Origin of the sequence: Flavobacterium sp. XN-5 (assembly GCF_008033395.2) — a bacterium.
GTDB classification, from domain to species: Bacteria; Bacteroidota; Bacteroidia; order Flavobacteriales; family Flavobacteriaceae; genus Flavobacterium; species Flavobacterium hiemivividum.
In genome coordinates, this window is record NZ_VOGZ02000001.1 from 1 (window position 1) to 23,980 (window position 23,980).

At 34.0% G+C, this 23,980-nt stretch carries 21 protein-coding genes; 17 read left to right on the top strand and 4 right to left on the bottom strand.

Translation table 11 applies throughout. From position 1 onward, the window contains the following. Positions 1-580 precede the first annotated feature (580 nt). The 5 genes from thrS to FQU23_RS00025 all read left to right on the top strand — a co-directional run bounded on the left by thrS (position 581) and on the right by FQU23_RS00025 (position 5,839). Complete coding sequence (thrS, locus tag FQU23_RS00005; RefSeq protein WP_147672046.1) at positions 581-2,527, top strand: threonine--tRNA ligase; 1,947 nt, start codon at positions 581-583, stop codon at positions 2,525-2,527. 16 nt (positions 2,528-2,543) lie between these two features. Next, positions 2,544-3,101, top strand: a complete 558-nt coding sequence (gene infC / locus FQU23_RS00010; protein WP_394336299.1) for a translation initiation factor IF-3 — start codon at positions 2,544-2,546, stop codon at positions 3,099-3,101. 135 nt (positions 3,102-3,236) lie between these two features. Next, the gene (gene rpmI / locus FQU23_RS00015; protein ID WP_007136182.1) at positions 3,237-3,434 is read left to right on the top strand and encodes a 50S ribosomal protein L35; all 198 of its coding nucleotides are present in this window, start codon (positions 3,237-3,239) and stop codon (positions 3,432-3,434) included. A gap of 172 nt (positions 3,435-3,606) precedes the next feature. Continuing rightward, the gene (gene rplT / locus FQU23_RS00020; protein WP_016990536.1) at positions 3,607-3,951 is read left to right on the top strand and encodes a 50S ribosomal protein L20; all 345 of its coding nucleotides are present in this window, start codon (positions 3,607-3,609) and stop codon (positions 3,949-3,951) included. A gap of 160 nt (positions 3,952-4,111) precedes the next feature. Next, entirely contained in the window at positions 4,112-5,839 is a 1,728-nt protein-coding gene (locus tag FQU23_RS00025; protein WP_165425703.1) for a tetratricopeptide repeat-containing sensor histidine kinase, read from the top strand. A gap of 260 nt (positions 5,840-6,099) precedes the next feature. On the opposite strand, the gene FQU23_RS00030 is transcribed toward FQU23_RS00025, so the two are convergent. The 3 genes from FQU23_RS00030 to pyrF all read right to left on the bottom strand — a co-directional run bounded on the left by FQU23_RS00030 (position 6,100) and on the right by pyrF (position 9,884). Further along, complete coding sequence (locus FQU23_RS00030; RefSeq protein WP_147672048.1) at positions 6,100-7,734, bottom strand: beta-N-acetylhexosaminidase; 1,635 nt, start codon at positions 7,732-7,734, stop codon at positions 6,100-6,102. Positions 7,735-8,118: 384 nt separating this feature from the next. Then, positions 8,119-8,919 (bottom strand): ABC transporter substrate-binding protein, encoded by an 801-nt coding sequence (locus FQU23_RS00035; RefSeq protein ID WP_147672049.1) that lies wholly within the window; start codon positions 8,917-8,919, stop codon positions 8,119-8,121. A 137-nt stretch (positions 8,920-9,056) separates the two neighbouring features. After that, positions 9,057-9,884, bottom strand: a complete 828-nt coding sequence (gene pyrF, locus FQU23_RS00040) for an orotidine-5'-phosphate decarboxylase (protein WP_147672050.1) — start codon at positions 9,882-9,884, stop codon at positions 9,057-9,059. Between the two features lie 142 nt (positions 9,885-10,026). Between pyrF and FQU23_RS00045 the strand changes: the two genes are divergently transcribed. The 3 genes from FQU23_RS00045 to FQU23_RS00055 all read left to right on the top strand — a co-directional run bounded on the left by FQU23_RS00045 (position 10,027) and on the right by FQU23_RS00055 (position 12,717). After that, positions 10,027-10,494 carry a Dps family protein gene (locus FQU23_RS00045; RefSeq protein WP_147672051.1) on the top strand — a complete coding sequence of 156 codons (468 nt, stop codon included), beginning with the start codon at positions 10,027-10,029 and terminating at the stop codon, positions 10,492-10,494. Between the two features lie 231 nt (positions 10,495-10,725). Further along, on the top strand, positions 10,726-11,835 hold the full coding sequence (locus FQU23_RS00050; RefSeq protein WP_147672052.1) for an AI-2E family transporter: 1,110 nt from the start codon (positions 10,726-10,728) through the stop codon (positions 11,833-11,835). A gap of 33 nt (positions 11,836-11,868) precedes the next feature. Beyond that, entirely contained in the window at positions 11,869-12,717 is an 849-nt protein-coding gene (locus FQU23_RS00055) for a mechanosensitive ion channel family protein (protein WP_147672053.1), read from the top strand. A 121-nt stretch (positions 12,718-12,838) separates the two neighbouring features. On the opposite strand, the gene prfA is transcribed toward FQU23_RS00055, so the two are convergent. Beyond that, positions 12,839-13,915: a peptide chain release factor 1 gene (gene prfA, locus FQU23_RS00060; protein ID WP_147672054.1), complete on the bottom strand. Its 1,077-nt coding sequence runs from the start codon at positions 13,913-13,915 to the stop codon at positions 12,839-12,841. 242 nt (positions 13,916-14,157) lie between these two features. Between prfA and FQU23_RS00065 the strand changes: the two genes are divergently transcribed. The 9 genes from FQU23_RS00065 (at position 14,158) to FQU23_RS00105 (ending at position 23,964) form a co-directional block, all read left to right on the top strand. Further along, positions 14,158-14,652, top strand: a complete 495-nt coding sequence (locus FQU23_RS00065; protein WP_147672055.1) for a DUF6265 family protein — start codon at positions 14,158-14,160, stop codon at positions 14,650-14,652. Positions 14,653-14,849: 197 nt separating this feature from the next. Then, positions 14,850-15,419 (top strand): TMEM175 family protein, encoded by a 570-nt coding sequence (locus tag FQU23_RS00070; RefSeq protein WP_147672056.1) that lies wholly within the window; start codon positions 14,850-14,852, stop codon positions 15,417-15,419. 34 nt (positions 15,420-15,453) lie between these two features. Then, positions 15,454-16,329, top strand: coding sequence for a helix-turn-helix transcriptional regulator (locus tag FQU23_RS00075; protein ID WP_317165175.1), 876 nt, complete (start codon positions 15,454-15,456; stop codon positions 16,327-16,329). Positions 16,330-16,540: 211 nt separating this feature from the next. Beyond that, positions 16,541-17,254, top strand: a complete 714-nt coding sequence (locus tag FQU23_RS00080) for a pirin family protein (RefSeq protein ID WP_147672057.1) — start codon at positions 16,541-16,543, stop codon at positions 17,252-17,254. 28 nt (positions 17,255-17,282) lie between these two features. After that, positions 17,283-17,570: a GNAT family N-acetyltransferase gene (locus FQU23_RS00085; protein WP_147672058.1), complete on the top strand. Its 288-nt coding sequence runs from the start codon at positions 17,283-17,285 to the stop codon at positions 17,568-17,570. Positions 17,571-17,585: 15 nt separating this feature from the next. Continuing rightward, positions 17,586-18,107 (top strand): YceI family protein, encoded by a 522-nt coding sequence (locus FQU23_RS00090; RefSeq protein ID WP_147672059.1) that lies wholly within the window; start codon positions 17,586-17,588, stop codon positions 18,105-18,107. A 260-nt stretch (positions 18,108-18,367) separates the two neighbouring features. After that, positions 18,368-18,802, top strand: coding sequence for a hypothetical protein (locus tag FQU23_RS00095; RefSeq protein WP_147672060.1), 435 nt, complete (start codon positions 18,368-18,370; stop codon positions 18,800-18,802). A 208-nt stretch (positions 18,803-19,010) separates the two neighbouring features. After that, positions 19,011-21,323 (top strand): type IA DNA topoisomerase, encoded by a 2,313-nt coding sequence (locus FQU23_RS00100; protein WP_147672061.1) that lies wholly within the window; start codon positions 19,011-19,013, stop codon positions 21,321-21,323. Between the two features lie 247 nt (positions 21,324-21,570). Beyond that, positions 21,571-23,964 (top strand): TonB-dependent siderophore receptor, encoded by a 2,394-nt coding sequence (locus FQU23_RS00105; protein ID WP_147672062.1) that lies wholly within the window; start codon positions 21,571-21,573, stop codon positions 23,962-23,964. Positions 23,965-23,980: the final 16 nt, after the last annotated feature.

Below are 23,980 nucleotides of genomic sequence, written 5' to 3' on the forward strand. Positions count from 1 at the left end.
AAGTAGCACCTTTATAGCGTTAAACAATACTTTTTATTGACTATTTTTTTATGTTTTCGTAACACAGCGCTTAACTCGCTGGAAATAGGAATCTTGAAGTGGAAAGTTTTTTCCTCCTACTCCCGAACCGTCGGGAATCTCCCAAGGAAAGGGAGAATTTGTGGACGTGGTTTGTGGGGTTTCTATGTAAATGCATTGTTTTTACAATTGCTTACTACTATATACTAAGGGTAGCGTTACTAATTTAGATACTGATTACCTAATTTAAAGCATCATCCAATATACAGAAAAGCTGTTTTCAGTAAATCATCCACAATCTTCAACTGTTCGTGTTGAAAATCGACTCCCCTAGCCCCGGTAGCAGTGGAAATCCTACCAAGCCAGTCCCGAAGCCTCGGGACGGCGAGGTAGATTGTAGCGAATAGCGGGAAATAGCTCCAGAAATTAAACTACAACCTCCTTAATATAGTAAAGAATATTTATGCGCTTTATTTTTACACCTATATATAGAACAAACCTTAACTATCTATTGTCTGTGTTTTTGTAATCAACTATATTTGCATTCTTAAATTAACAAACAATGATTAAGATTACTTTGCCCGATGGGTCAGTTAAAGAGTTCGCTTCAGGCGTAACTCCGATGGAAGTTGCTAAAAGCATTAGCGAAGGATTTGCCAGAAATGTGATTTCGGCATCTTTTAATGGTACAACAGTTGAAACGACCACGCCTTTGACGACCGACGGCAGTCTTATATTATATACATGGAATGATGATGATGGAAAGAAAGCGTTTTGGCATTCTACTTCACACGTCATGGCACAGGTTCTTGAGCAAATGTATCCTGGTATTAAGTTAACACTTGGGCCAGCGATTGCCAATGGTTTCTATTATGATGTAGATTTTGAAGAGCACAAAATTACTGAGACCGACTTTAAGAAAATTGAAGATCGCGTTCTAGAGATTTCGAGAGGGAAACATGAATTCAAACTTCGCCCTGTTTCTAAAGAAGATGCACTAGAACTATACAAAGACAACGTTTACAAAACTGAGATGATTACTAATCTTGAGGACGGAACGATTACGTTTTGCGATCATGATACTTTCACCGATTTATGTCGTGGAGGTCATATTCCTAATACTGGAATTATCAAAGCGATGAAAATCATGAGTGTCGCTGGTGCTTACTGGAGAGGTGATGAAAAAAATAAGCAGCTAACACGTGTTTACGGAACTTCATTTCCAAAACAGAAAGACCTAACAGAATACCTAGCTTTACTTGAAGAAGCAAAGCGTCGTGATCACAGAAAGCTAGGAAAAGAACTTGAATTATTTGCTTTCTCACAAAAAGTAGGTCAAGGTTTGCCATTATGGTTACCTAAAGGAGCCGCATTGAGGGAGAGATTAGAACAATTCTTGAAGAAAGCACAGAAAAAAGCGGGTTATGAGCAAGTGGTTACTCCGCACATAGGTCACAAAGAACTTTATGTAACTTCTGGTCATTATGCTAAATATGGAGCAGACAGCTTTCAACCAATATCTACTCCGCATGAAGGAGAAGAATTTTTATTGAAACCGATGAACTGCCCTCATCACTGCGAAATATACAATGTAAGACCCTGGTCATACAAAGATCTACCAAAGCGTTATGCTGAGTTTGGTACAGTTTACAGATATGAGCAAAGTGGTGAATTACATGGACTAACACGTGTACGTGGGTTCACTCAGGATGACGCACATATCTTCTGTACTCCAGAACAACTGGATGAAGAGTTTAAAAAAGTAATTGACCTAGTTCTTTATGTCTTTGGTTCTTTAGGCTTTGAAAATTTTACTGCTCAGATCTCTTTAAGAGACAAAGAAGACAGAGAAAAGTACATTGGAAGTGATGAAAACTGGGAAAAAGCAGAGAATGCAATTATCAATGCCGCTGCAGACAAAGGACTAAGTACTGTTATCGAATATGGCGAAGCTGCATTTTACGGCCCAAAGTTAGATTTCATGGTAAAAGATGCCTTGGGAAGACAATGGCAATTAGGAACAATTCAGGTAGATTATAACCTACCAGAACGTTTTGATTTGACTTACAAAGGTTCTGATAACGAATTACATAGACCAGTTATGATTCACAGAGCTCCTTTTGGTTCGATGGAACGATTCATAGCTATTTTACTGGAACACACAGCAGGAAATTTCCCACTCTGGTTGATGCCAGAACAGGCTATTATATTGTCTTTGAGTGAGAAATATGAAATATATGCGAAAAAAGTTTTAGATTTGCTGGAAAATCACGAAATTCGCGCCCTCGTTGACAACAGAAGTGAGACAATAGGGAAGAAAATTAGAGATGCAGAAATGCAGAAAATCCCGTTTATGCTGATTGTAGGTGAGGAAGAAGAGAAAAACGGCACCATATCTATCCGTCGTCATGGACAGGAAGGAAAAGGGAACATCAGCGTTACGATTGAAGAGTTTGCTGCAATAGTAGACGAAGAAATCAAAAAAACATTAAAAGTATTTACAGTTTAACTTAAATTATAAAGTCATAGCAATAAGAAGCAACAGAGGTTATCAACCTCGCGTAGAAAAAAAGGATGCCCACAGAATAAACAATCTTATTCGTGGTGTACAAGAGGTACGTCTTGTAGGTGAAAACATTGAGCCAGGAGTTTTTAAACTTTCTGAAGCTCTAAGACTAGCTGATCAGTTCGAATTAGATCTAGTTGAGATTTCGCCTAATGCAGAGCCACCGGTTTGTAAGATCATGGATTACAAGAAATTTGTTTACGAACAAAAGAAACGTGATAAGGTTCTTAAAGCGAAATCTACACAGGTAACTGTTAAAGAAATCCGTTTTGGTCCTCAAACAGATGAGCATGATTATGAGTTTAAGAGAAAGAATGCTGAAAAATTCTTGAAAGAGGGTGCTAAATTGAAAGCGTTTGTTTTCTTCAAAGGACGTTCTATCATCTATAAAGATCAAGGTCAAATCTTATTATTAAGATTAGCTACGGACTTAGAAGAATTTGGTAAAGTGGAAGCGATGCCAGTTCTTGAAGGAAAGAGAATGATTATGTTCATTGCTCCTAAGAAGAAAAAATAGTATTCAGTTTGCAGTTTCTAGTATTCAGTTTTACAACTTTATACTTGATACATTAAATTTGAAACAAGATAAGATGCTGAAATAAATTCAGCATGAAGATAAGTAAGTAAGAATAAATTAAAACACTAGGAAAAAATGCCTAAAATGAAAACCAAATCTAGCGCCAAGAAACGTTTTAAAGTTACTGGTTCTGGAAAGATTAAAAGAAAGCATGCTTTTAAAAGTCACATCTTGACTAAAAAATCTAAGAAACGTAAATTAGCTTTGACACACTCAGCGCTAGTTCACAAATCTGACATGAAAAGTATCAAACAACAATTAAGAATTATATAATTAAGTAAGCAGTAGTCAGTCAATAGTAAGCAGTTTCTAACTGAATACTAATAGCTGAAACTTAAACTTTTTTAAATTCTTTAGGTTAAAACAATTTAAAATAACCTTGGAGTACGGCCTTAAGTTCTCTTGATTTAATTCGGGACGCCTGCTACAAAAAAACAATAAAATTATGCCAAGATCGGTAAATTCAGTTGCAAAAAGAGCAAGAAGAAAAAAAATAATGAAATTAGCCAAAGGTTACTTTGGTAGACGTAAAAACGTTTGGACAGTAGCTAAGAATGCGGTAGAGAAAGCAATGTGCTACGCTTACCGTGACAGAAAAGTGAACAAAAGAAATTTCCGCGCTTTATGGATTCAACGTATCAACGCTGGAGCTAGATTAGAAGGAATGTCTTATTCACAATTCATGGGAAAAGTAAAAGCTAACGGAATCGAATTGAACAGAAAAGTTCTTGCCGATTTAGCGATGAACCACCCAGAAGCTTTCAAAGCTGTACTTAATAAAGTAAAATAAACGTTTTATAAACTCAATTTACATTACTTACTTATATAGGAACCTCAATCGAAAGATTGGGGTTTTTTGTTTATTAGTAACCTTAAAATCTTTTTATAAAATACATACAATACGAATCACTAAGTTTCTATATTTTAATTAATTTCTGTATTTTCGAGCAATGATACCAAAGCAGCTATACTCTCCTATTTACATTCTATTACTAATAATTTTTATTGTCCTTCAATCCTGCGAAAAAAACACACAGACCATTTCTAAAAAAAAAAGTTATCCTAAAATAGACACACTCATAAAAAAGGGGTATAAACATTATCAAAATACAAACCTTGATAGCTCCTACTATTATTTCAATCAAGCCAAACAAGAATCCATTCAAAAAAAAGATACTTCCCGAATCATCCATTCAATAGCATGGATGGCACAAATTCATATCTTTTCTGGAGATTATTCTGGTGGAGAAGCAACGGCAGTTGAAGCTCTTCCTTTTATAGAAAACACTGATAAATACCCTAATGGTAAATGGAACATCTATAATGCACTGGGAAATAATTACCTGTACACCGCTGATTACGATCATTCATTATATTATTTCAATAAAGCAATAAATCTAAAAACAGATGCCATTGAAAAAATTAATATAAAAAATAATATTGCTTTAGTCTATATGGAACAAAATAAATATCATGACGCTATAAAAATTCTTTCTCCTCTAACTTTAAAAAGAGAAGTTATAAATAATATAGAAACTTATGCAAGGATACTTGATAATTTAGGCTATTCCTATTTTCAAACAGCCAATCCAAAAGCCCTTAATTATCTAAATCAATCCTTAAAAATAAGGATGAAAATAAAGGATGAGCGGGGAATTATTTGGGCATATTATCATTTTTTCGAATATTACAAAAAAGAAGATCCAAATTTAGCAATTAAATATCTCCTCTCTTCTTACGAAAAAGCAACAGAGATGAAAAGTGTTGATGACCGCTTGAAATGCCTTGAATTACTAATAAAGAACACTCCATCAGACCAATCAAAAAAATATTCATTACAATACTTGCGAATTAATGACAGTGTTAATAAAGTAAGGCAAAAGATGAAGAATAAATTTGCTAAAATCAAATACGATTCTAAAAAAGACAAAGATGAGAATCTGATACTCAAAGCGCAAAAAGCTGAAAATGAACTGCAATTACAATTACACAAAAACACCACTTTAAGCCTCTACTTTGCAGTTGGAATCATACTTACCATAACTAGTTTTATATATTTCTATCTCATTGATAAAAGTAAAAAAGAAAAATTAAAAACTTCTTATGATACCGAAGTGAAAATAGCTAAAAAACTTCACGATGAACTGGCAAACGATGTGTATCAAACCATGGTATTTTCGGAAACACATGATCTATCTACCTCCCATAACAAAGACATGCTTCTAGACAAACTTGACACCATCTATTCCAGAACTCGTAACATATCAAAAGAAAATAGCATCATACCAATGGGTATCGATTTCCTTCCTAATCTAAAAGAAATGATTTCTGGTTTCAGCACAACTTCAGTCACAATTTTGATTAATGGTGCAGATAGCATTCCATGGCATGCCCTGTCAGATATAAAAAAAATTACAGTATACAGGGTTCTGCAGGAACTCCTAATCAATATGAAAAAACACAGCGAAGCTAGTTTGGCTGTACTTTCCTTTAAAAAAGTTGGAAATAATTTGCATTTAGATTATACTGATAACGGAATAGGAGCTACTCTAGAAAAAGTTAATTTAAAAAATGGACTCCAAAATGTGGAAAATCGTATTCTGGCATTAAAAGGAACAATTGCCTTTAAGACAAAACCGAGCACAGGATTTAAATCAACTGTCATTTTCCCCCTATAAATCGCAGTTGGTAAAAGCTATCAGAATTGAACAGAACTATTCTCGCCTATTTAGCTATGAGACAACTACAAGCTTCAAAGCTTAAACTTAATAAAATAAACGTTTTATCAACTCAACTTAGATTACGAACTATTATAGAAACTTCATCCGGCTTGGGAAAAGGGAGTTGTTTTTATTCCGACAACTAAAAACTATCAAATAAAAAAAAGCCCTCGCAATAAATTGGAGGGCATTCAATAATTATTTGTTCATTCCGAAAACTATTTTCCTTTATAGTAATTAGCTCCCCACATATCATATCTTTTTTTCATAGTATCTATTTTCGCTTGGAAAGCAGGCCAATTTTTATTTTGCTTTGGAGACCACAGCACTTCACTTAATGCACTCAAACGAGGAAAGATCATATACTCCACTTTGGCTGGATTAATCATATACTCTGTCCAAACATTTCCTTGAGCACCTAAAACATACTTCCCTTGCTCCGCATTCAATTCTTTAGGAATAGGCTCATAGCTGTAAATTTTCTCTAAATTAGTAAACCCACCAATTGTAACTTCTTTCTCCTCTTTAGTTTGAGAATGGTCTAAGTACACATGTGTTCCCGGAGTCATAATCACTTGGTGATTTTCTTTGGCCGCAGCTATACCTCCTTCTTCACCTCTCCAACTCATTACAATCGCGTTTGGCGCAAGCCCGCCTTCTAGAATCTCGTCCCAACCAATTAAAGTTCTACCCTTTTTATTAATGTACTTCTCCATACGTTGAATAAAATAGCTTTGCAATTCATGTTCGTCTTTTAAGCCCTTCTCTTTTATTAATTGCTGACAGAACTCACTTCTTTTCCAAGCATCCTTAGGCGACTCATCGCCACCTACGTGAATGTATTTTGAAGGAAATAAAGCCATCACCTCATCAAGAACATCTTCTAAAAAGTTGAAAGTATATTCCGTTGGCGCATATACATCAGTAAAAACACCCCATGTTTCTTGAACTAACTTCACTCTTCCGTTTGCTAGTTCTTCTTTACTTTTTTCCGAAATCATCGATGCTGGAATTTCAGTTTTTTCATTTGGAAAACAACTCAACAAAGGGTAAGCAGCGATTGCAGCACTACTATGTCCAGGCATTTCAATTTCTGGAATAACGGTAATAAAACGATCCGCAGCATATTTAACGATATCCTTTACTTCTTCCTGCGTATAAAAACCTTCTTCAGGTGTATTGTCATTTCCTTTTCCTGGATATCTACCTACGATAGTTCCGTTTCTCTTGGACCCTATTTCAGTTAATTTAGGATATTTTTTTATTTCAATTCTCCAACCTTGGTCCTCGGTTAAGTGCCAATGGAAATAATTTAATTTATGCATGGCTAAATAATCGATATACTTTTTCACGAATGAAACTGGGAAAAAGTGGCGCGCCACATCGAGCATAGCTCCTCTATAAACAAAACGAGGTTCATCTTGTACATCGACAGCAGCAATTTTCAATGCATTACTTTTTTCTACTGGAAGCAATTGTATCAAGGTTTGCATTCCATAAAAAGTACCAATATCAGAATTACCTTCTATGACTACTCCTTTACTATCACTTTTTAAAGTATAGCCTTCTCCTTTTAATCCAGTAATATTTTTTAAGCTTTTGAATTGAATGAAATCATTAGAAGCTTTCTTAACGATAGGTAATTTGAAACCATAATAGTTTAACAAATACTCATTCAAAAAAGAAGCACTAACATCATCGATTTTATTCGAAACAACTAAACTTGATTTTGGACTAATGACAAAACTTCCTGATTTTGTAGTGACCTGCACCGGCTGAGGGATAATCTTCACTTCTTGTGCAAACGAGATTGCACTACATAATAGAAGTGAAAACAGAAATGATCTTACCATACTTTTGATTTTAAATTTTATATTTTATTATTTTCCTTCCAATTTTAATTTAAAACTTACAACGCACTATTACGCCTTCCCTTTAAATCCAAATCTTTGCCAACTTAAATACTAATTTCATTATTCGAAATAACTACTCATTAATGCAAAGTCGAAAATATAACATATAAAATAAACTGCGTCACAGTACCTACCAGTTTGTTTCATATTTAAACTATAAAAAATATAATTACAAATGACATAACGGACTTAAAATCAGAATTAAAATAAAATATACAAGAGTATGATATTAATGCAAGTACTTATTTAGCGTAGAAATAATGCTAACAATATACTTACTTCAACAACAATGATAAAACTGCATATTTCATAGCTGAAACAGAACTATTTTTCTAAAATTCTATGCAACATTTTGAAATAATCAAAGGCTTTTAAAAGTCGGCTTCCATACCAAGAAAACATCTCGCCATCTACTAAAATCGTCTCTGCTTTGTCTGTATAATTACATATTTCATAACCATCTTCCTTTTTAAACGGATAAGGCTCTGAGGATAGAAAAATAAAGTATGGATCTCCATCTTGCACAATTTCTTCAATCGCCACTTCAGGATAACGCCCTTTACTATCATATATGTTTTTGAAATGGTTGAGTTTCAATAACTCATTGATAAAATTATCAGAGCCAGCAACCATGTACGGTTTTTTCCAAATGAAATAAGCCACTTTTCTAATTGGAGTGTCTTTTATGAAGTTTATAAAATCGTTCCAGGCAAAAGCTAGTTTGTCGTTCCACTTTTGCGCCTCCGTTCGACAATTAAAAAGTTGACCAAAATCAGTTATCATCTGAAAATTATCTTCTACAGTGAGGATATTGGTCACCCAAACAGGACATATCTTGCTTAACTCTTCAACGATTTCTTTAGTATTTTCTTCTTTATTGCAAATGATTACATCCGGCTTTAGTAAACGGATTTTTTCATAATTAACTTTTTTTGTACCGCCAACAAGTTTCTTTGTCGATTTAAAATGATAAGGATGGACGCAGAATTTCGTGATTCCAACGATTTTAGATTCCTGCCCCAAGTCGTAAAGCAATTCCGTTTGAGAAGGAACTAGAGAAACGATTCGCTGAGGCGAAGTTTCAAATGTGTGGGGAGTTCCGAGTTGGTCTATTAAAGTTTTCATTTTTTGTTTAAAGTTTAAAAGGTTTAACGTTTGAAAAAGTTTAAAGTTTAACCACCTTATGAAACTTAATAAATAATATTCCTGTTATAATTTTTTTACGCACAATCCAGAAAGCTTTAAACCTTAAACGCACTTTTTTAAATCTTAAACTTTAAACTAATAATTTGCTCCATTTCCTGTTGTATTTTCAGTGCTTCCGCTCTTGCTTTTTCGTCAAAGTCAGTTCCGTTTGAAGCATAAAGGATTCCTCTCGAAGAATTGATCAATAATCCTATATTGTCATTCATTCCGTATTTACATACCTCTGAAAGACTTCCTCCCTGTGCTCCCACTCCAGGAACTAGCAAGAAACTATCCGGTACAATTTTACGGATTTCAGTAAAATATTCGGCTTTTGTAGCGCCTACAACATACATTAGGTTTTCGGAATTTTTCCAAGTTTTAGATGTTTCGAGAACTTGTTGGTACAATTCTTTCCCATCAATTTTTAAGGTTTGAAAATCAAAAGCACCTTCGTTAGAAGTTAAGGCAAGCATAATAGTATGTTTATTTTCGAAAGCTAAAAATGGTTCCACTGAATCTTTCCCCATATATGGAGCAACAGTAACCGAATCGAAGTTTAAATCTTCAAAAAAAGCTTTGGCATACATAGAAGATGTATTGCCAATATCGCCACGTTTTGCATCAGCAATCGTAAAAACATCAGGATAATTCTCGTTGATGTAATTGATTGTTTTTTGCAACGACATCCATCCTTTAATTCCATACGCTTCATAAAAAGCAGTATTGGGTTTATAGGAAACGCATAAATCATGAGTCGCATCAATTATCGCTTTGTTAAACTCAAAAATAGGATCTTCCAGATCAAAAAGGTGTTTTGGGATTTTACTTAAATCAACATCTAGTCCTACGGTAAGAAATGATTTTTTTATTTTGATTTGCTCAATAAGTTCTTGTGTTGTCATGTTGTATAGGTTCAAATGCCAAATTTACGAACTAGAATCTAATAAACTTAGAATTTTGTAAAAATCATAAATAATTCTATAATACTATTACTTCTATGCTTAACTATATTTGTAAAACACACAACAAAAAAACACATTTAAGATGGACACAAAATTAGGAATACCGCAAAAGGAAATGAAGTCAAACATAAAAAATTTAACTACTGTTCTAGCCAGTGAAATGGTTCTATACCAAAAAACAAGAAAGTTTCATTGGAATGTCTCAGGAGAAAGTTTTATGGAAATGCACAAGCTTTTTGAAAGTCAATACAACGAAATAGAACTCATTGTTGATGAAGTAGCTGAACGCATTGGTAAACTAGGAGAAAAAACTATTGGAACGATGAAAGAGTTTCTTGATGAATCTATCCTAAAAGAATCTTCAAAACATGAAGCAAAGCAGGCAATGGTAAAAGAATTGTTATCTGACCACCAAGAGCTAACTGCCAAAATCAGAGAATTTATTAAAGAAGCAGATGAAACAGATGATTTTGGTACTGCCGACTTTTTAACGGGAATACTTCTAAAACACGAAGCGCAGGCTTGGATTTTGAGAAGATACAGCAACTAAAATTCACATAATTTAAAACTGAAGTGAAAAGTAGAACTTAAATACATATATTTATTCCAATGATAATTTACTTGATTTGTGTGCCGAACAAAGTTCATACAATTAAAAAATAAAATTATCATTGTAACCTAATTAGCACTGCTTAAAATTATCTAACTGTCTTTTTTTTATTAGTAACTTTGATGGGATACTATAAAAAAAGACAGTATTTTTTTTTCAAAAGAAACATTTATGGAGTCAATACATACTAAAACACATATCGTTAAAGACTTGCTAGCCTTTACCCTAATTGTATTTATATCTTATATTTTAAAAGACTTTTTGATTCCAATATTTTTCGCCATTTTACTAAGTGTATTGATTTACCCAATAGTGCGTTTCTTTGAAACGAGATTGTATTTCAACAGAATATTTTCAATTATCATTGCCATCCTAGTTTTCTCTGCTATCATTTTTTTCATTTTCACCTTAATCGGGATTCAATTTCAAAATATATTGGACAAAAGTGATATGTATTATGATAAAATCATGGAGAAAATCCATGTGTTAATCATACAAACTGAAAACTATACCGGAATAAAAAGCGAAGACATTGTTGGAAGTGGTCAAATTGAAGTGAAAAAAATTGTAAAAGAAAACTCTAATAGTATTTTAGAATTATTAACTCGATCTGGAAGTATATTAAGCGATTTTATATTGACACCTTTGTATATGTTTTTTTTCTTGCTGTATCGAACTTTTCTAATAAGTTTTTTACACAAAGCGACTACTAATAGCAGAAAGAATACTAGAGTTGTGTTAAGCCAACTATATGACGTACAACAAAACTACTTAGTAGGACTGGGAAGTGTAATGGTCATTGTAGGCTTATTAAACAGTGTTGGATTATTAGTTTTGGGAATTGACTATCCTTTTTTCTTTGGTTTCTTATGTGCATTGTTACTCTTAGTTCCATATATAGGTATAATCATTGGTTCGCTTTTACCAGCAGCGGTCGCCTTAGCAACAAAAGATTCTTATTGGTATGCAGCGGGAGTAATTGCCATCTTTGGTTTTATTCAATTTATTGAGGGTAATTTTATAACTCCTAAAATTACGGGTTCAAAAGTTTCTTTAAATTCATTTACTTCGATACTAGCGATCATTTTATTTTCGATGTTATGGGGAATTCCAGGAATGATCTTAGCCTTACCCATCACAGCATCTTTGAAAGTACTTTTTGATAATTCAGAAAAATTTAAGCCTGTTGGATTTGTTTTAGGAGAAGCAGAAGACAAGTATTTTTCTAACCGAGCTAAAAATCGTTTGAAAATTTGGAAACGAATTAGAAGTCAAAAATAAAAGTAGGTTCGGAAAAAATTAGATATTATAGCTATGAATTCAGAAATAGATATTTTTTATAAATCAATAAATCAAAGTTGGACTAGTTTTATCAGCCACTTACCTAATGTACTGTTTTCACTGGTAGTACTAGTGTTGGGATTATTGATTATTAGGATGATCAATAAATATGCTACAAAATTTGTCATTTCTAAATCTAACGACCCTTTGATTGCTGACTTTATTTTAAGCATCATTTCCTTACTCCTCACCATTACATTGTTTGTCATTTGCTTAGGTGTCATCGGTTTTGACGATGTCACTAATAAAATTTTAGCAGGTGCTGGTTTAACGACTTTTATTATAGGTTTTGCATTAAAGGATATAGGAGAAAATTTCTTAGCAGGAATTTTAATGGCTTTTCAACGACCGTTCCGAATTGGTGATTTAATCCAAATTGACAATATAAAAGGACGAGTTATTGAAATGAATTTACGTTCCACCACAATTAAAACCCTCGACGGTGTTGATGCATACATTCCCAATGCTTCTATTCTAAAAAATAATCTTGAGAATTTTACAATTGATGCACTAATGAGAAGTCAGTTTATCATTAGCATTACACACGATGACAAAATTGACGAAGCGTTCCAGCTCATAAATTCAATTCTGATAGAAAATGAATTTGTTCTAAAGATTCCAAGTTACAAGACAATTGTAGAAAAAATTGAAAATGATGTAGTAATTATAGGCGTTTATTATTGGTATCGAACTGATGAAATAAAAGCTCCAGGAGATCAGTTAAAATCAGATTTGCAGTTAAAAATTTATAAAGCCCTCAAAACGGGAGGATATAATTTACCTACAGCTGTTGTTTCGATAGAGAGAATCGATATTAAATAAGGAAACTCGTTTTTACTCAGCAGATATTTTGCTACCAGCTTTTATTTCGAAAAAACTCATACCCTCAAAGCAAAACGAGAGTACACTCCAAAAAAAAGCCTCAATAAATGAGGCTGTATATTTAAAAAACTTCGCTAGCTTCTTTCAACTTTTCCATGTTATTGACTAAGGCTAGTTCATCAACAATTTTCTGAATGTCACCATTCATGATGTTTCCTAGATCATATAAAGTCAATCCAACTCTGTGATCTGTTACACGACCTTGCGCATAATTGTAGGTACGAATTTTTGCCGAACGGTCACCAGAACTTACTTGAGAAGTACGTTTAGTAGCATCTTCAGATTGTTTTTTAGCTAATTCCTGCTCGTATAAACGGGAACGTAAAACACCGAAAGCTTTGTCTTTATTTTTATGTTGTGATTTTTGATCCTGACATTGCGCTACTAATCCTGTTGGAATGTGCGTTAAACGAACCGCCGATTTAGTTGTATTTACCGATTGTCCACCTGGTCCTGAAGAACAGAAAAAATCTACACGTACATCATTCATATCAATTTGCACATCAAATTCCTCTGCTTCTGGTAACACCATAACAGTAGCTGCTGATGTATGCACACGTCCTTGAGTTTCTGTTTGAGGCACCCGTTGTACACGGTGTACACCTGCTTCAAACTTCAAAGTTCCGTAAACATCTTCACCTGTAACTTCAAAAATCACCTCTTTAAATCCACCAGATGTACCTTCGTTCATATCGACAACTGAAGTTCTCCAACCGCGGTTTTCGCAATATTTAGTGTACATTCTGAATAAATCTCCAGCAAAAATACTCGCTTCATCCCCACCGGTACCGGCACGAATCTCCACCATAACGTTCTTAGCGTCTTCTGGATCTTTTGGGATCAACATGAATTTGATTTCTTCCTCAAGTTCTGGTAATCTTTCCTTTGCCTCCTCAAGTTGCATTTTGGCCATTTCGGTCATATCTGCATCACTATTGTCCGCTATGATTTCATTTGCTTCTTCGATATTAGCCATGATAAGCACGTATTCATCGCGTTTTTCAGCCAAAGCTTTCAAAGTCTTATATTCTTGATTCAATTGGACATAACGCTTCTGATCAGAAATAACATCCGGCTGAATGATTAAATCCGAAATCTCATCGAAACGTTGTTTTACTATTTGAAGTCTATCTAACATATTATTAGTCCTTATATTTGGAGTGCAAAATTACGAAAAATAGTTTATAGTTAACTCTAGTTTCCCGACAGTTTTTTTTGGAGCAATTTCCAGCTATCCGCTGTATCTTTTTATCCTAGAATTAGTGCTCTTCCCAGAGCCAAATTCAGGATAAAAAGGATGCCGCTTTTATCTGGGCTATTTACGATCTTTTTTCATAATTTCGCACAGTCATTGTAGTACAACTCAATCTCAAAATAGCTATGTATAAAAAAATTACTTTTCTAGCATTAATAACAATCTTCGTTTCTTGTAAAAAAACAGATTCAGACGATCCAGATCAAAACGAAAAAGATAAAATCAAAACGGCACGTTGGCTGCAAGGAAAATGGGAAAACAAATCCGATGACGGAACACTTACCGAAACTTGGAAAAAAGCAAACGACAGCACTTATAATGGACACTCTTTTTTTCTAAAAGGAAAAGACACCATTCATTATGAAACGATCGTGTTGCAACAAATAGGAGAGCAATTAAGTTACAATGCTAATGTAAGAGGTCAAAACGACGATAAACCAGTCGCCTTTCTCCTTATTGAAACAAAAGAAAACCAACTTGTTTTTGAAAACCCAACGCATGATTACCCTCAAAAAATCAGTTACACTCAAGTTTCAAAAGACAGTCTAGTCGCTGAAATATCAGGAATACAGTCAGGAAAACCCAGTTCTGAAAAATATATTATGCTTAGACTTAAGTAGAAAAAATTACAATCTAAATAGAAAACCTTGCCCACAGCAAGGTTTTTTTTGGTTTAAAAACTAAAAATTCACTCCGTGTCATAAAAATTATTTGATTAATTGTAAATAAAATCATATATATTTGACTCAAGAGATATAGGCTGTTACAAGTTGTAAATAGTTAAAAATAACTGTTCACCAAACTAGAATAGAAATAAATGAAGACAAGTAGATTAGAAGCCTTTAGTGATGGCGTTTTAGCAATTATTATAACCATTATGGTTTTGGAACTTAAAGCACCAACTGAAACAGATTTAAACTCACTACTGGCAAAAACACCTATTTTTTTAAGCTATATTTTCAGCTTTATATATTTAGGTATTTATTGGAACAACCATCATCACCTGTTTCAAATTACACAGAAAGTGAATGGTAAGATACTTTGGGCAAATCTACATTTGCTTTTTTGGTTATCATTAGTTCCTTTTACAACAGCTTGGATAGGCGGACACTATGATGCAAAGTTGCCCGTAATTGCTTATGGTGTAGTCCTACTATTTTCTGCAATTGCTTATTTTGTATTACAAGCGGAAATTATAAAGTCGCACGGTGACGAATTCCCTTTAAGAAAGGTTGTAGGTTCAGATAAAAAAGGAAAAATTTCCATGATTTGTTATACTCTTGGAGTTGGATTTGCTTTTTTAAACACCTGGATATCCTTAGCTTTTTACATTTTTGTTGCCATTCTGTGGTTAATGCCAGACAGACGAATAGAGGAGAATGTGTAAAATTGCTTTATAAGTTTAAATAAAAATCATAAAAGTGAGTATTGTCAAAACATATCAAAAAGTAAATACCGATAAGGAATACATTAGTTTTGGAATATCTAAAATGGAAGATATTTACACAAAACGAAACGGAATAGTAGACGAACCACACAGGCACAACTACTATACCGTTCTAATCATTAATAAAGCAAATGGGCAACATATAATAGACTTCAACACATACGAATTAGCAAACAATCAAATTTTCTTTGTTGCTCCAGGGCAAGTACACCAAGTTATTGAGACAGAAAAATCGTCGGGATTTGCTATGACTTTTTCTAATCAGTTTTTAGTAGAAAACTCTATTCCATTGTCGTTTATTGAAAGTTTAAATCTTTTTCAAAATTATGGACAAAACCCACCATTAATGCCAAGTAAAGTTCAGTTTGAAACCATAGAACAGTTTTCAAATCAAATTTTCAAGTTATTTAAAAGTGATGCAAAAATGAAAAACTTATCTATTGGTGCGTTTTTAAAACTCCTGTTAATAGAATGTAATACTTTGTGTTCAATAAACCCAATCGAATCAGATATTGACACTTCGGGGGATAACCTGATTAGGGCTTTTAAAAAAGGTGTAGAAAGCAACTATAAAAAAGAGCATTCTACCACATACTATGCAAATGAACTTCATATTACGCCTGACCATTTAAACCGAACAATAAAAGCAAGAATTGGCAAAACTGCAAAAGACTATATTCAGGCAAGAATAATAACCGAAGCCAAAAGATTACTCTATTTTTCAGATTTAACAAATAAAGAAATTGCATATGAATTAGGCTTTAATGAGCCTGCAAATTTTAGTGCTTTTTTCAAAAAACACACGCAGTTATCTCCCTCAAGCTTCAAGAAAAAGGAGTTAAAGTCTTAAATGTCGGATTTTCATATGTTAACTCCATTTTTTCATATTCCACAGGCTTGTAATCGGTTATACATTTGTACCATACTTTTAGAGTAAAGAATTTGGACAATAAGAAGTTTACTAAAAACGTCCTTTTAACAGGTTTTTTTGATGCTATTGCTCCGCAAAAAATAAAGTAACAGCTAGGAATTAATCATTCCTACATAAAAACATAAGTACTATGAACACAGTAATTCATAAAGCAGAAACAAGAGGACACGCAAATCACGATTGGTTAAATTCATACCATACCTTTAGCTTCGCTAATTATCAAAACCCAGAAAGAATGAATTTTGGTGTACTACGTGTCTTAAATGACGACAGTGTACAAGCAGGAATGGGTTTTGGTACGCATCCACACGATAACATGGAAATTATATCAATTCCATTAGAAGGAGATCTAGAACATAAAGACAGCATGGGAAACGTTACCGTAATTAAAGAAGGTGATGTACAAGCAATGAGTGCTGGAACTGGAGTTACGCATTCTGAAAAAAACAAAAACAATGACCGGGAAGTTAAATTCCTTCAAATTTGGGTATTTCCAAAAGTAAAAAATGTAACACCAAAATACGATCAGATTTCGCTAAAAGATATCGAAAAAGAAAATGAATTTTATCAAGTGCTTTCTCCTAACAAAGAAGACCAAGGCGTTTGGATTCATCAAGATGCTTGGTTTCATATAGGGAAATTTGATAAAGGAAATTCAGAGCAATACAAAATCAAAAAAGAAGGAAATGGCGTTTATGCATTTATTCTTGATGGCGAAGTAGAAATTGATGGCCAAAAACTATCTAAAAGAGATGGAATGGGTATTTATGACACAGACAGCATTAATGTAAAAGCTACAGAAAATGCTCGTATACTTTTAATGGAAGTACCAATGACAAGGTAAATAATCATACTATAATAAGAAACTTAAAATGGATATTACATTAGTAGAAAGAGAGAGTAAAGGTTTTGCAATGGCTAAAGAAGACAATAAAAGAGTCGGACTGATGACCTATTCAATAGCAGGGGAAGACCACATAATTATCGATCATACAGAAGTTGACCCTGAATTTAAAGGTCAAAATATCGGTAAACAATTACTCTATAAAATTGTAGAAATGACAAGAGAAAAAAACATCAAAATCACGCCTCTATGTCCGTTTGCTAACGCCATGTTTAAGAAATTAACAGAAATTCAAGACGTATTAAAAAATAAATAATTAAAAATTACAACAATGGAAAATAACACAAATTGGTCAATCGACACCGCACATTCAGAAATTACTTTTAAAGTAAAGCACATGATGATCTCAACAGTAACAGGTCATTTCGAAGACTTTCAGGCTACTGCAAAAACAAATGGAGATATATTCGACGGCGCTAGTTTAGAATTTAGTGCAAAAACAGCCTCTTTAAACACCAAAAATAAAGACAGAGATACACATTTAAAATCAGATGATTTTTTCAACTCTGAAAAATTTCCTGAAATAAAATTTGTTTCAAAATCATTTGATGGCGAAAAATTAGTTGGGGATTTAACCATTAGAGATGTTACAAAAGAAATTACTTTAGATGCCGAATTTAATGGTATTGCAGTAGACCCTTATGGACAAACAAAAGCAGGATTTGAAATTAGAGGAGAAGTAAACAGAAAAGATTTTAATTTAACTTGGAATGCTGTTACAGAAGCTGGAAGTATTGTAGTTTCTGACAAAGTAAAATTAGTTATTGACGTACAGTTTATAAAACAAGCTTAATCAAAAATTAATTCTGATAATACCACTTACCCTAATTTAGGTAAAAAACAAAAACGGTTTGAGTTTGACTCAAGCCGTTTTTGCTTTTATAAATAAGCCTATCATTATTGGAAAACAAACACAGATAATACTATTCAATATCTCTTTCAATCCATTTGTAGCTTTAGACAAACAATAATTTTCATATCTTAGTTTTTCACTAGTGTAAAATCACTTAAATTAACATAAAAACCAATTTTAACCTTTAACCAAGTATCCCAATGGAAAATCAAAAAACAGCAGTCCCAATGTGGTTTTGGGCAGTAGCAGCATTCGCTTTACTCTGGAATTTAATGGGAGTGAGTTCCTTCTTGATGCAAGTATCAATGACAGACGAGAGCTTGAGAGCATTGCCATTGGCAGAACAAGAGCTGTATAACAGTTATCCGCTTTGGACATATATCGCTTTTGCAATTGCGGTTTTTGGTGGAATGATTGGTTCCGTTGGATTACTAATGAAGAAAAAGTGGGCTAAACCTGCCTTTATTATTTCGCTTCTTGCCATCATCCCTCAAATGATTCAAAATCTGTTTTTTACAAATGCACGAGAAGTTTATGGCCCAGGTACAGAAGTTATGCCAATACTCATAATTGTCTTTGGTCTTTTTCTAGTATGGTTTTCTACTTTGGCAATTAACAAAGGCTGGTTGAAATAAATAAGTGCTCATAAATAGTACTACCTGCAATAGCACGATTGCTGTATATCAATACAATTTCACTTTCGAAAAAAACAAAAACGAAGCTACTAAAACATGCACCTTTGGATCTTAGCTACAAAACTATCTCGTTCATAACTCCTGCAGATTTCATTTCCATACCAACTTCTAAATTCCTAATTTGCACCCTCAAAATCAGTAGGAGAAAATGAAGGTCTGTATTGCCGAAAAACCAAGTGTAGCACGAGAAATCGCATCCGTTTTAGGGGCTAATACCAAACATGATGGCTATTATGAAGGCAACGGCTATGCGGTAACCTACACCTTTGGGCATTTGTGTACTTTAAAAGAACCTAACGATTACAAGTCCTATTGGAAAAGCTGGGATTTGAACAACCTACCCATGCTTCCCGAAAAATTTGAAACCAAAGTCGTGGAGAATTCGGGCATTCAGAAGCAATTTCGAATTATAAAAAGTTTATTTGATAAAGCGAGTTTGGTTATTAACTGCGGGGATGCGGGACAAGAAGGAGAATTAATACAGCGCTGGGTGATGAACGAAGCCAATTATAAAGGCGAAGTACAACGCCTATGGATTTCCTCCTTAACCACTGAAGCTATTAGAGAAGGTTTTGAAAACTTAAAACCATCCGCCAACTACGATAATTTATATTACGCCGGATTTTCCAGAGCCATTGGCGACTGGTTACTAGGGATGAATGCGACTCGTTTGTACACCGTAAAACACGGTGGATACAAACAAGTTCTGTCCATTGGACGCGTGCAAACGCCTACATTAGCTATGGTAGTAGATCGCTGGAAGGAAATTGAAAATTTTAAGCCACAACCCTACTGGGAGTTGCAAACTTTATATAGAGAGACTCTTTTTAGTTATGAAGAAGGTCGTTTTTTGAAAAAAGAAGATGGAGAACTCCTGGCCAATAAAGTCCAGGAAAGTGATTTCGAAATTGTCTCTGTCGAAAAAAAGAAGGGAAATGAGTTTGCACCAAAGCTTTTTGATTTAACAGGCTTACAAGTGTATTGTAATACGAAATTTGGCTTTTCGGCAGATGAAACCTTGAAAATTGTTCAAACTTTATACGAACAAAAAGTTGTCACTTATCCCAGAGTCGACACTACTTTTTTACCAAGTGACATTTATCCAAAAGTTCCCGGTATTTTACAAAATCTAACCAATTATGCTGCGCTAACAGAACCGCTTTTAGGGAAGAAGATTAAAAAATCAACTAAGGTATTCAACGATAAAAAAGTGACCGATCACCACGCGATCATACCAACGGGGATTCACAGCAATTTGCAGTACAATCAGCAACAGGTGTATGATATTATCACCAAACGCTTTATTGCTGTATTTTATGATGACTGTTCCGTTTCTAATACAACAGTAATTGGGAAAGCAGCCGATGTATCCTTCAAAACCACTGGAAAGGAAATCTTAAAAAAAGGATGGCGAGTAGTTTTTGAAAATCCAGACGCCAAAGAAAAAGAGGCCGACATATTACCTAGCTTTGTTAAAGGTGAAAAAGGCCCGCACCAACCTTCTTTTTTAGAAAAGGAAACTAAAGCACCCAATCAGTTTACGGAGGCGACCTTATTACGCGCAATGGAAACCGCAGGGAAACAGGTCGATGATGAGGATTTACGTGAACTGATGAAGGAAAACGGTATTGGACGTCCGTCAACACGAGCGAATATTATTGAAACGCTTTTTAAACGCCAATACATTGTTCGAAACAAAAAACAAGTCTTACCAACTCCAACAGGAATTCAATTGATTGACACTATTCAAAACGAGATGGTGAAATCGGCGGAATTGACAGGATCCTGGGAAAAGCAGTTAAAAGATATTGAAAAAGGAACGTTTACCGCTGCTGCATTTATAAATAATATGAAACGCATGGTAGAGGCTTTAGTGTATGAAGTACGAAGCGAAGCGAAGCGTGCTAATATCTCACATGCTGGAACGGTCCAAAAAGAAGTAGCTAAAGTAGAGAAAAAGAAGGCAGCAGGAATTTTGGCGGAAGCCTGTCCGAAATGTAAAAAAGCAATGCTTTTAAAAGGGAAATCAGCTTATGGCTGTGCTAATTACAAAGCAGGCTGCGATTTTGTATTGCCCTTTACTTTTGGAGAAAAAAAAATATCAGAGAATCAATACTTACGCTTACTTCAAAAAGGATCAACAGTAAATCTCAAAGACTTTAAAATAGATGCTGGCACTGTAGAAGGCTTACTTCGCTTTGACGAAAACTTCAAACTCAAATTAGAACCTAAAAAAACTACTACTCCTACTCCATCAATTAAGACTAAAACTACTACGGATGTTTTGGCTTGTCCAAAGTGTCAAAAAGGAACGGTTTTAAAAGGTAAAACTGCTTATGGGTGCAGTAATTATAAAGAAGGTTGCGATTTTAAAGTAACTTTTGATATGGTTCGAGCAAAATTACAAGATCAGAAACCAACTAAAGATCTCGTTTATAAAATCCTAAAAAACAGTCATTAACAGTTAAAATTTAGTTATTTTACCAATAGTTTTTGTTCGCTATAACACTTTTTATAAGCTTGCTTTATCTCCTGATTATAAGAATTAAGCTGAAACGAACGTTAAAATTTAGTTTTAAATAATTGATTTTCAATTAACTAATAAAGAGTTGGAATTATTATTGATATTTAATCTAAATAAGCTTTGTGGATTCAAAATCAGGTTTTATATTTGCACTGTTATTTTTAATTATTCCAAATAAAAAGTTATGAGCAGTCGCATTACAATACTATTTGTCATCTTATTTACTACATTTTACATACAAGCGCAAGAAACTGGAACTATCGAAGGAAGAATACTTTCGGCAGATGGATTTCCTCTTCCAGGAATAGCAATCAAATTAGGAAAAGAAGCAAAAACAAACCAAACGAATGCCGAGGGCGAGTTTACTTTTAATAGTTTTCCAACAGGTATTCATACAATCACGCTCGCAGGAGGTGGGATGAAGACACAGTCAAAACAAATTAAAGTATTGGCAAACCAGACTAATTTTGTAGAATTCAAGTTAGTAGAAGACATAACTACTTTGAAAGAATTGGTAATTAAGATTAAACAAAGCCCCAATAAGAAAAAGGAAACGGTTCTTTCCGGTTTAAATATAAAACCAATGGACTTACCACAAAGTATTCAAATCGTAGGACACCATGTTATCGAGCAGCAACAAGCGGTAAGAATGAGTGATGTGATCAAAAACGTAAATGGTGTGTATGTAGGTTCAGCCCGCGGCGGTGCTCAGGAATCATTCTGGTCCAGAGGATATGACATGTCATCAAATAATATGTTTAAAAATGGTTTCCGTTTTAATAGCGGATCAATGCCTGAGGTTTCTTCGCTTGAAAGAGTTGAAGTACTTAAAGGAAGTGCCGCCCTATTATTTGGTAATGTAGCGCCAGGAGGAATTTTGAACATGGTTACAAAAAAACCTTCTTTTAAAAGTGGTGGTGAAATTACGATGCAAATGGGAAGCAATGCTTTCTATAAACCATCTATTGATATTTACGGTCCATTAGACAAAAACATCGCATATCGTTTTACAGGTTCTTATGAAAACTCAGAAAGCTTTAGAGATGTAGTAAAGAAAGAACGTTACTACATTAACCCATCGGTACTTTTTAAAGCTAGTGAAAAAACTGAAATCGTATTGCAAGCAGATTATTTACACGACAATTGGACACCGGATTTTGGAACTGGTATCATAGGAAAAACAATTGTTGACATCCCTAGAAACACTTATTTAGGAACGATTTGGTCAAACGGTCAAACAAGACAAGCTAGTGTTTCTGGATTAGTAAAACATGAATTTAACGACAATTGGAAACTAAACTTTAATAGTTCTTTTCAAAACTTTGAAAGAAACTCAAAAGGAACAGAACGTGTACAACCAGCTGCTAATGGTGATTGGAGTCGTCCATTGGGTCAAAACAGAAACTTAGAACAAGTTATTGGAGAACAAATTAGCCTACAAGGTAATTTTGAAACTGGAAAAATAAAACACCAATTATTTACAGGAGTTGATTTTGAAAACTCTTTTTTACAAGCCTATACCTTTACCTTCTCTCCAAACATTTATGGTAGTGGTAACATTTTTGACTTTGATAATTTTGATCAAGGTGGCCCAATACCGGATGCTACCAATACTAAAATAGTAAAAACAGATACGAACCGTTTTGGAATCTATGCACAGGATTTGATTTCGCTTACAGATAAATTTAAAGTATTAGCAGGAATCCGTTGGTCATGGCAAGAATCACAAGCTAACACTCAGGACTTAACTAAAACTCCAGTGGTTTCTAAGGATGATGTAAAACGTATCGATCAAGCGTTTACTCCTAAAGTAGGCTTAGTTTATCAACCTACTAAAGACATGTCTTTATTTGCAAGCTACTCTAACTCGTTTACTCCAAATACAGGAACAACGGTTGATTTAAAAGTAATTAAACCTTCTTTAATAGATCAGTATGAATTAGGAATCAAAAAAGATTTTTGGAGAGGAATTTTGAGTACTAATGTAACTTTGTACCAAATTGAAAATAGCAATCTAGCACAAACTGCAGAGTTTAAAGCGGATGGTTCTGCTAATACAGATTCTAGCATAAAAACCTTAAGTGGTTCAACAAAAAGTAAAGGTGTAGAATTTGATATCACCGCAAGACCTGTAACAGGCTTAAGTATCATTGCAGGATATAGCTATAATGATATGCGTTACACTAAAACATCAGGATTAGAAGGAAGTTTTATTGTAGGAGACCGTTTGGCTAGAACACCTGCTAACACAGCTAACTTTAGTTTCTTTTACACTTTACAATCAGGACTATTAAAAGGTTTCTCTGTAGGTTCAACAGCAAATTACATTGGTAAACGTGTGGGTGGATGGAATAATCAGTACAAAGCAGCAGAACCAAATGGAATATTTGACAGAGAAATTCCGCTAGAAGCATACACTACAATTGACTTATCTGCTGGTTACGAATGGGGAAAATTCTCTATACTATGCAAACTTTCAAATGTTACAAACGAGTTGAATTACACTGTCCATGAAAACTACAGCGTCAACCCAATTGCCCCACGCCAAGTAATGACTGCCTTAAAATACAAATTTTAAAACCAACAGAAAACAT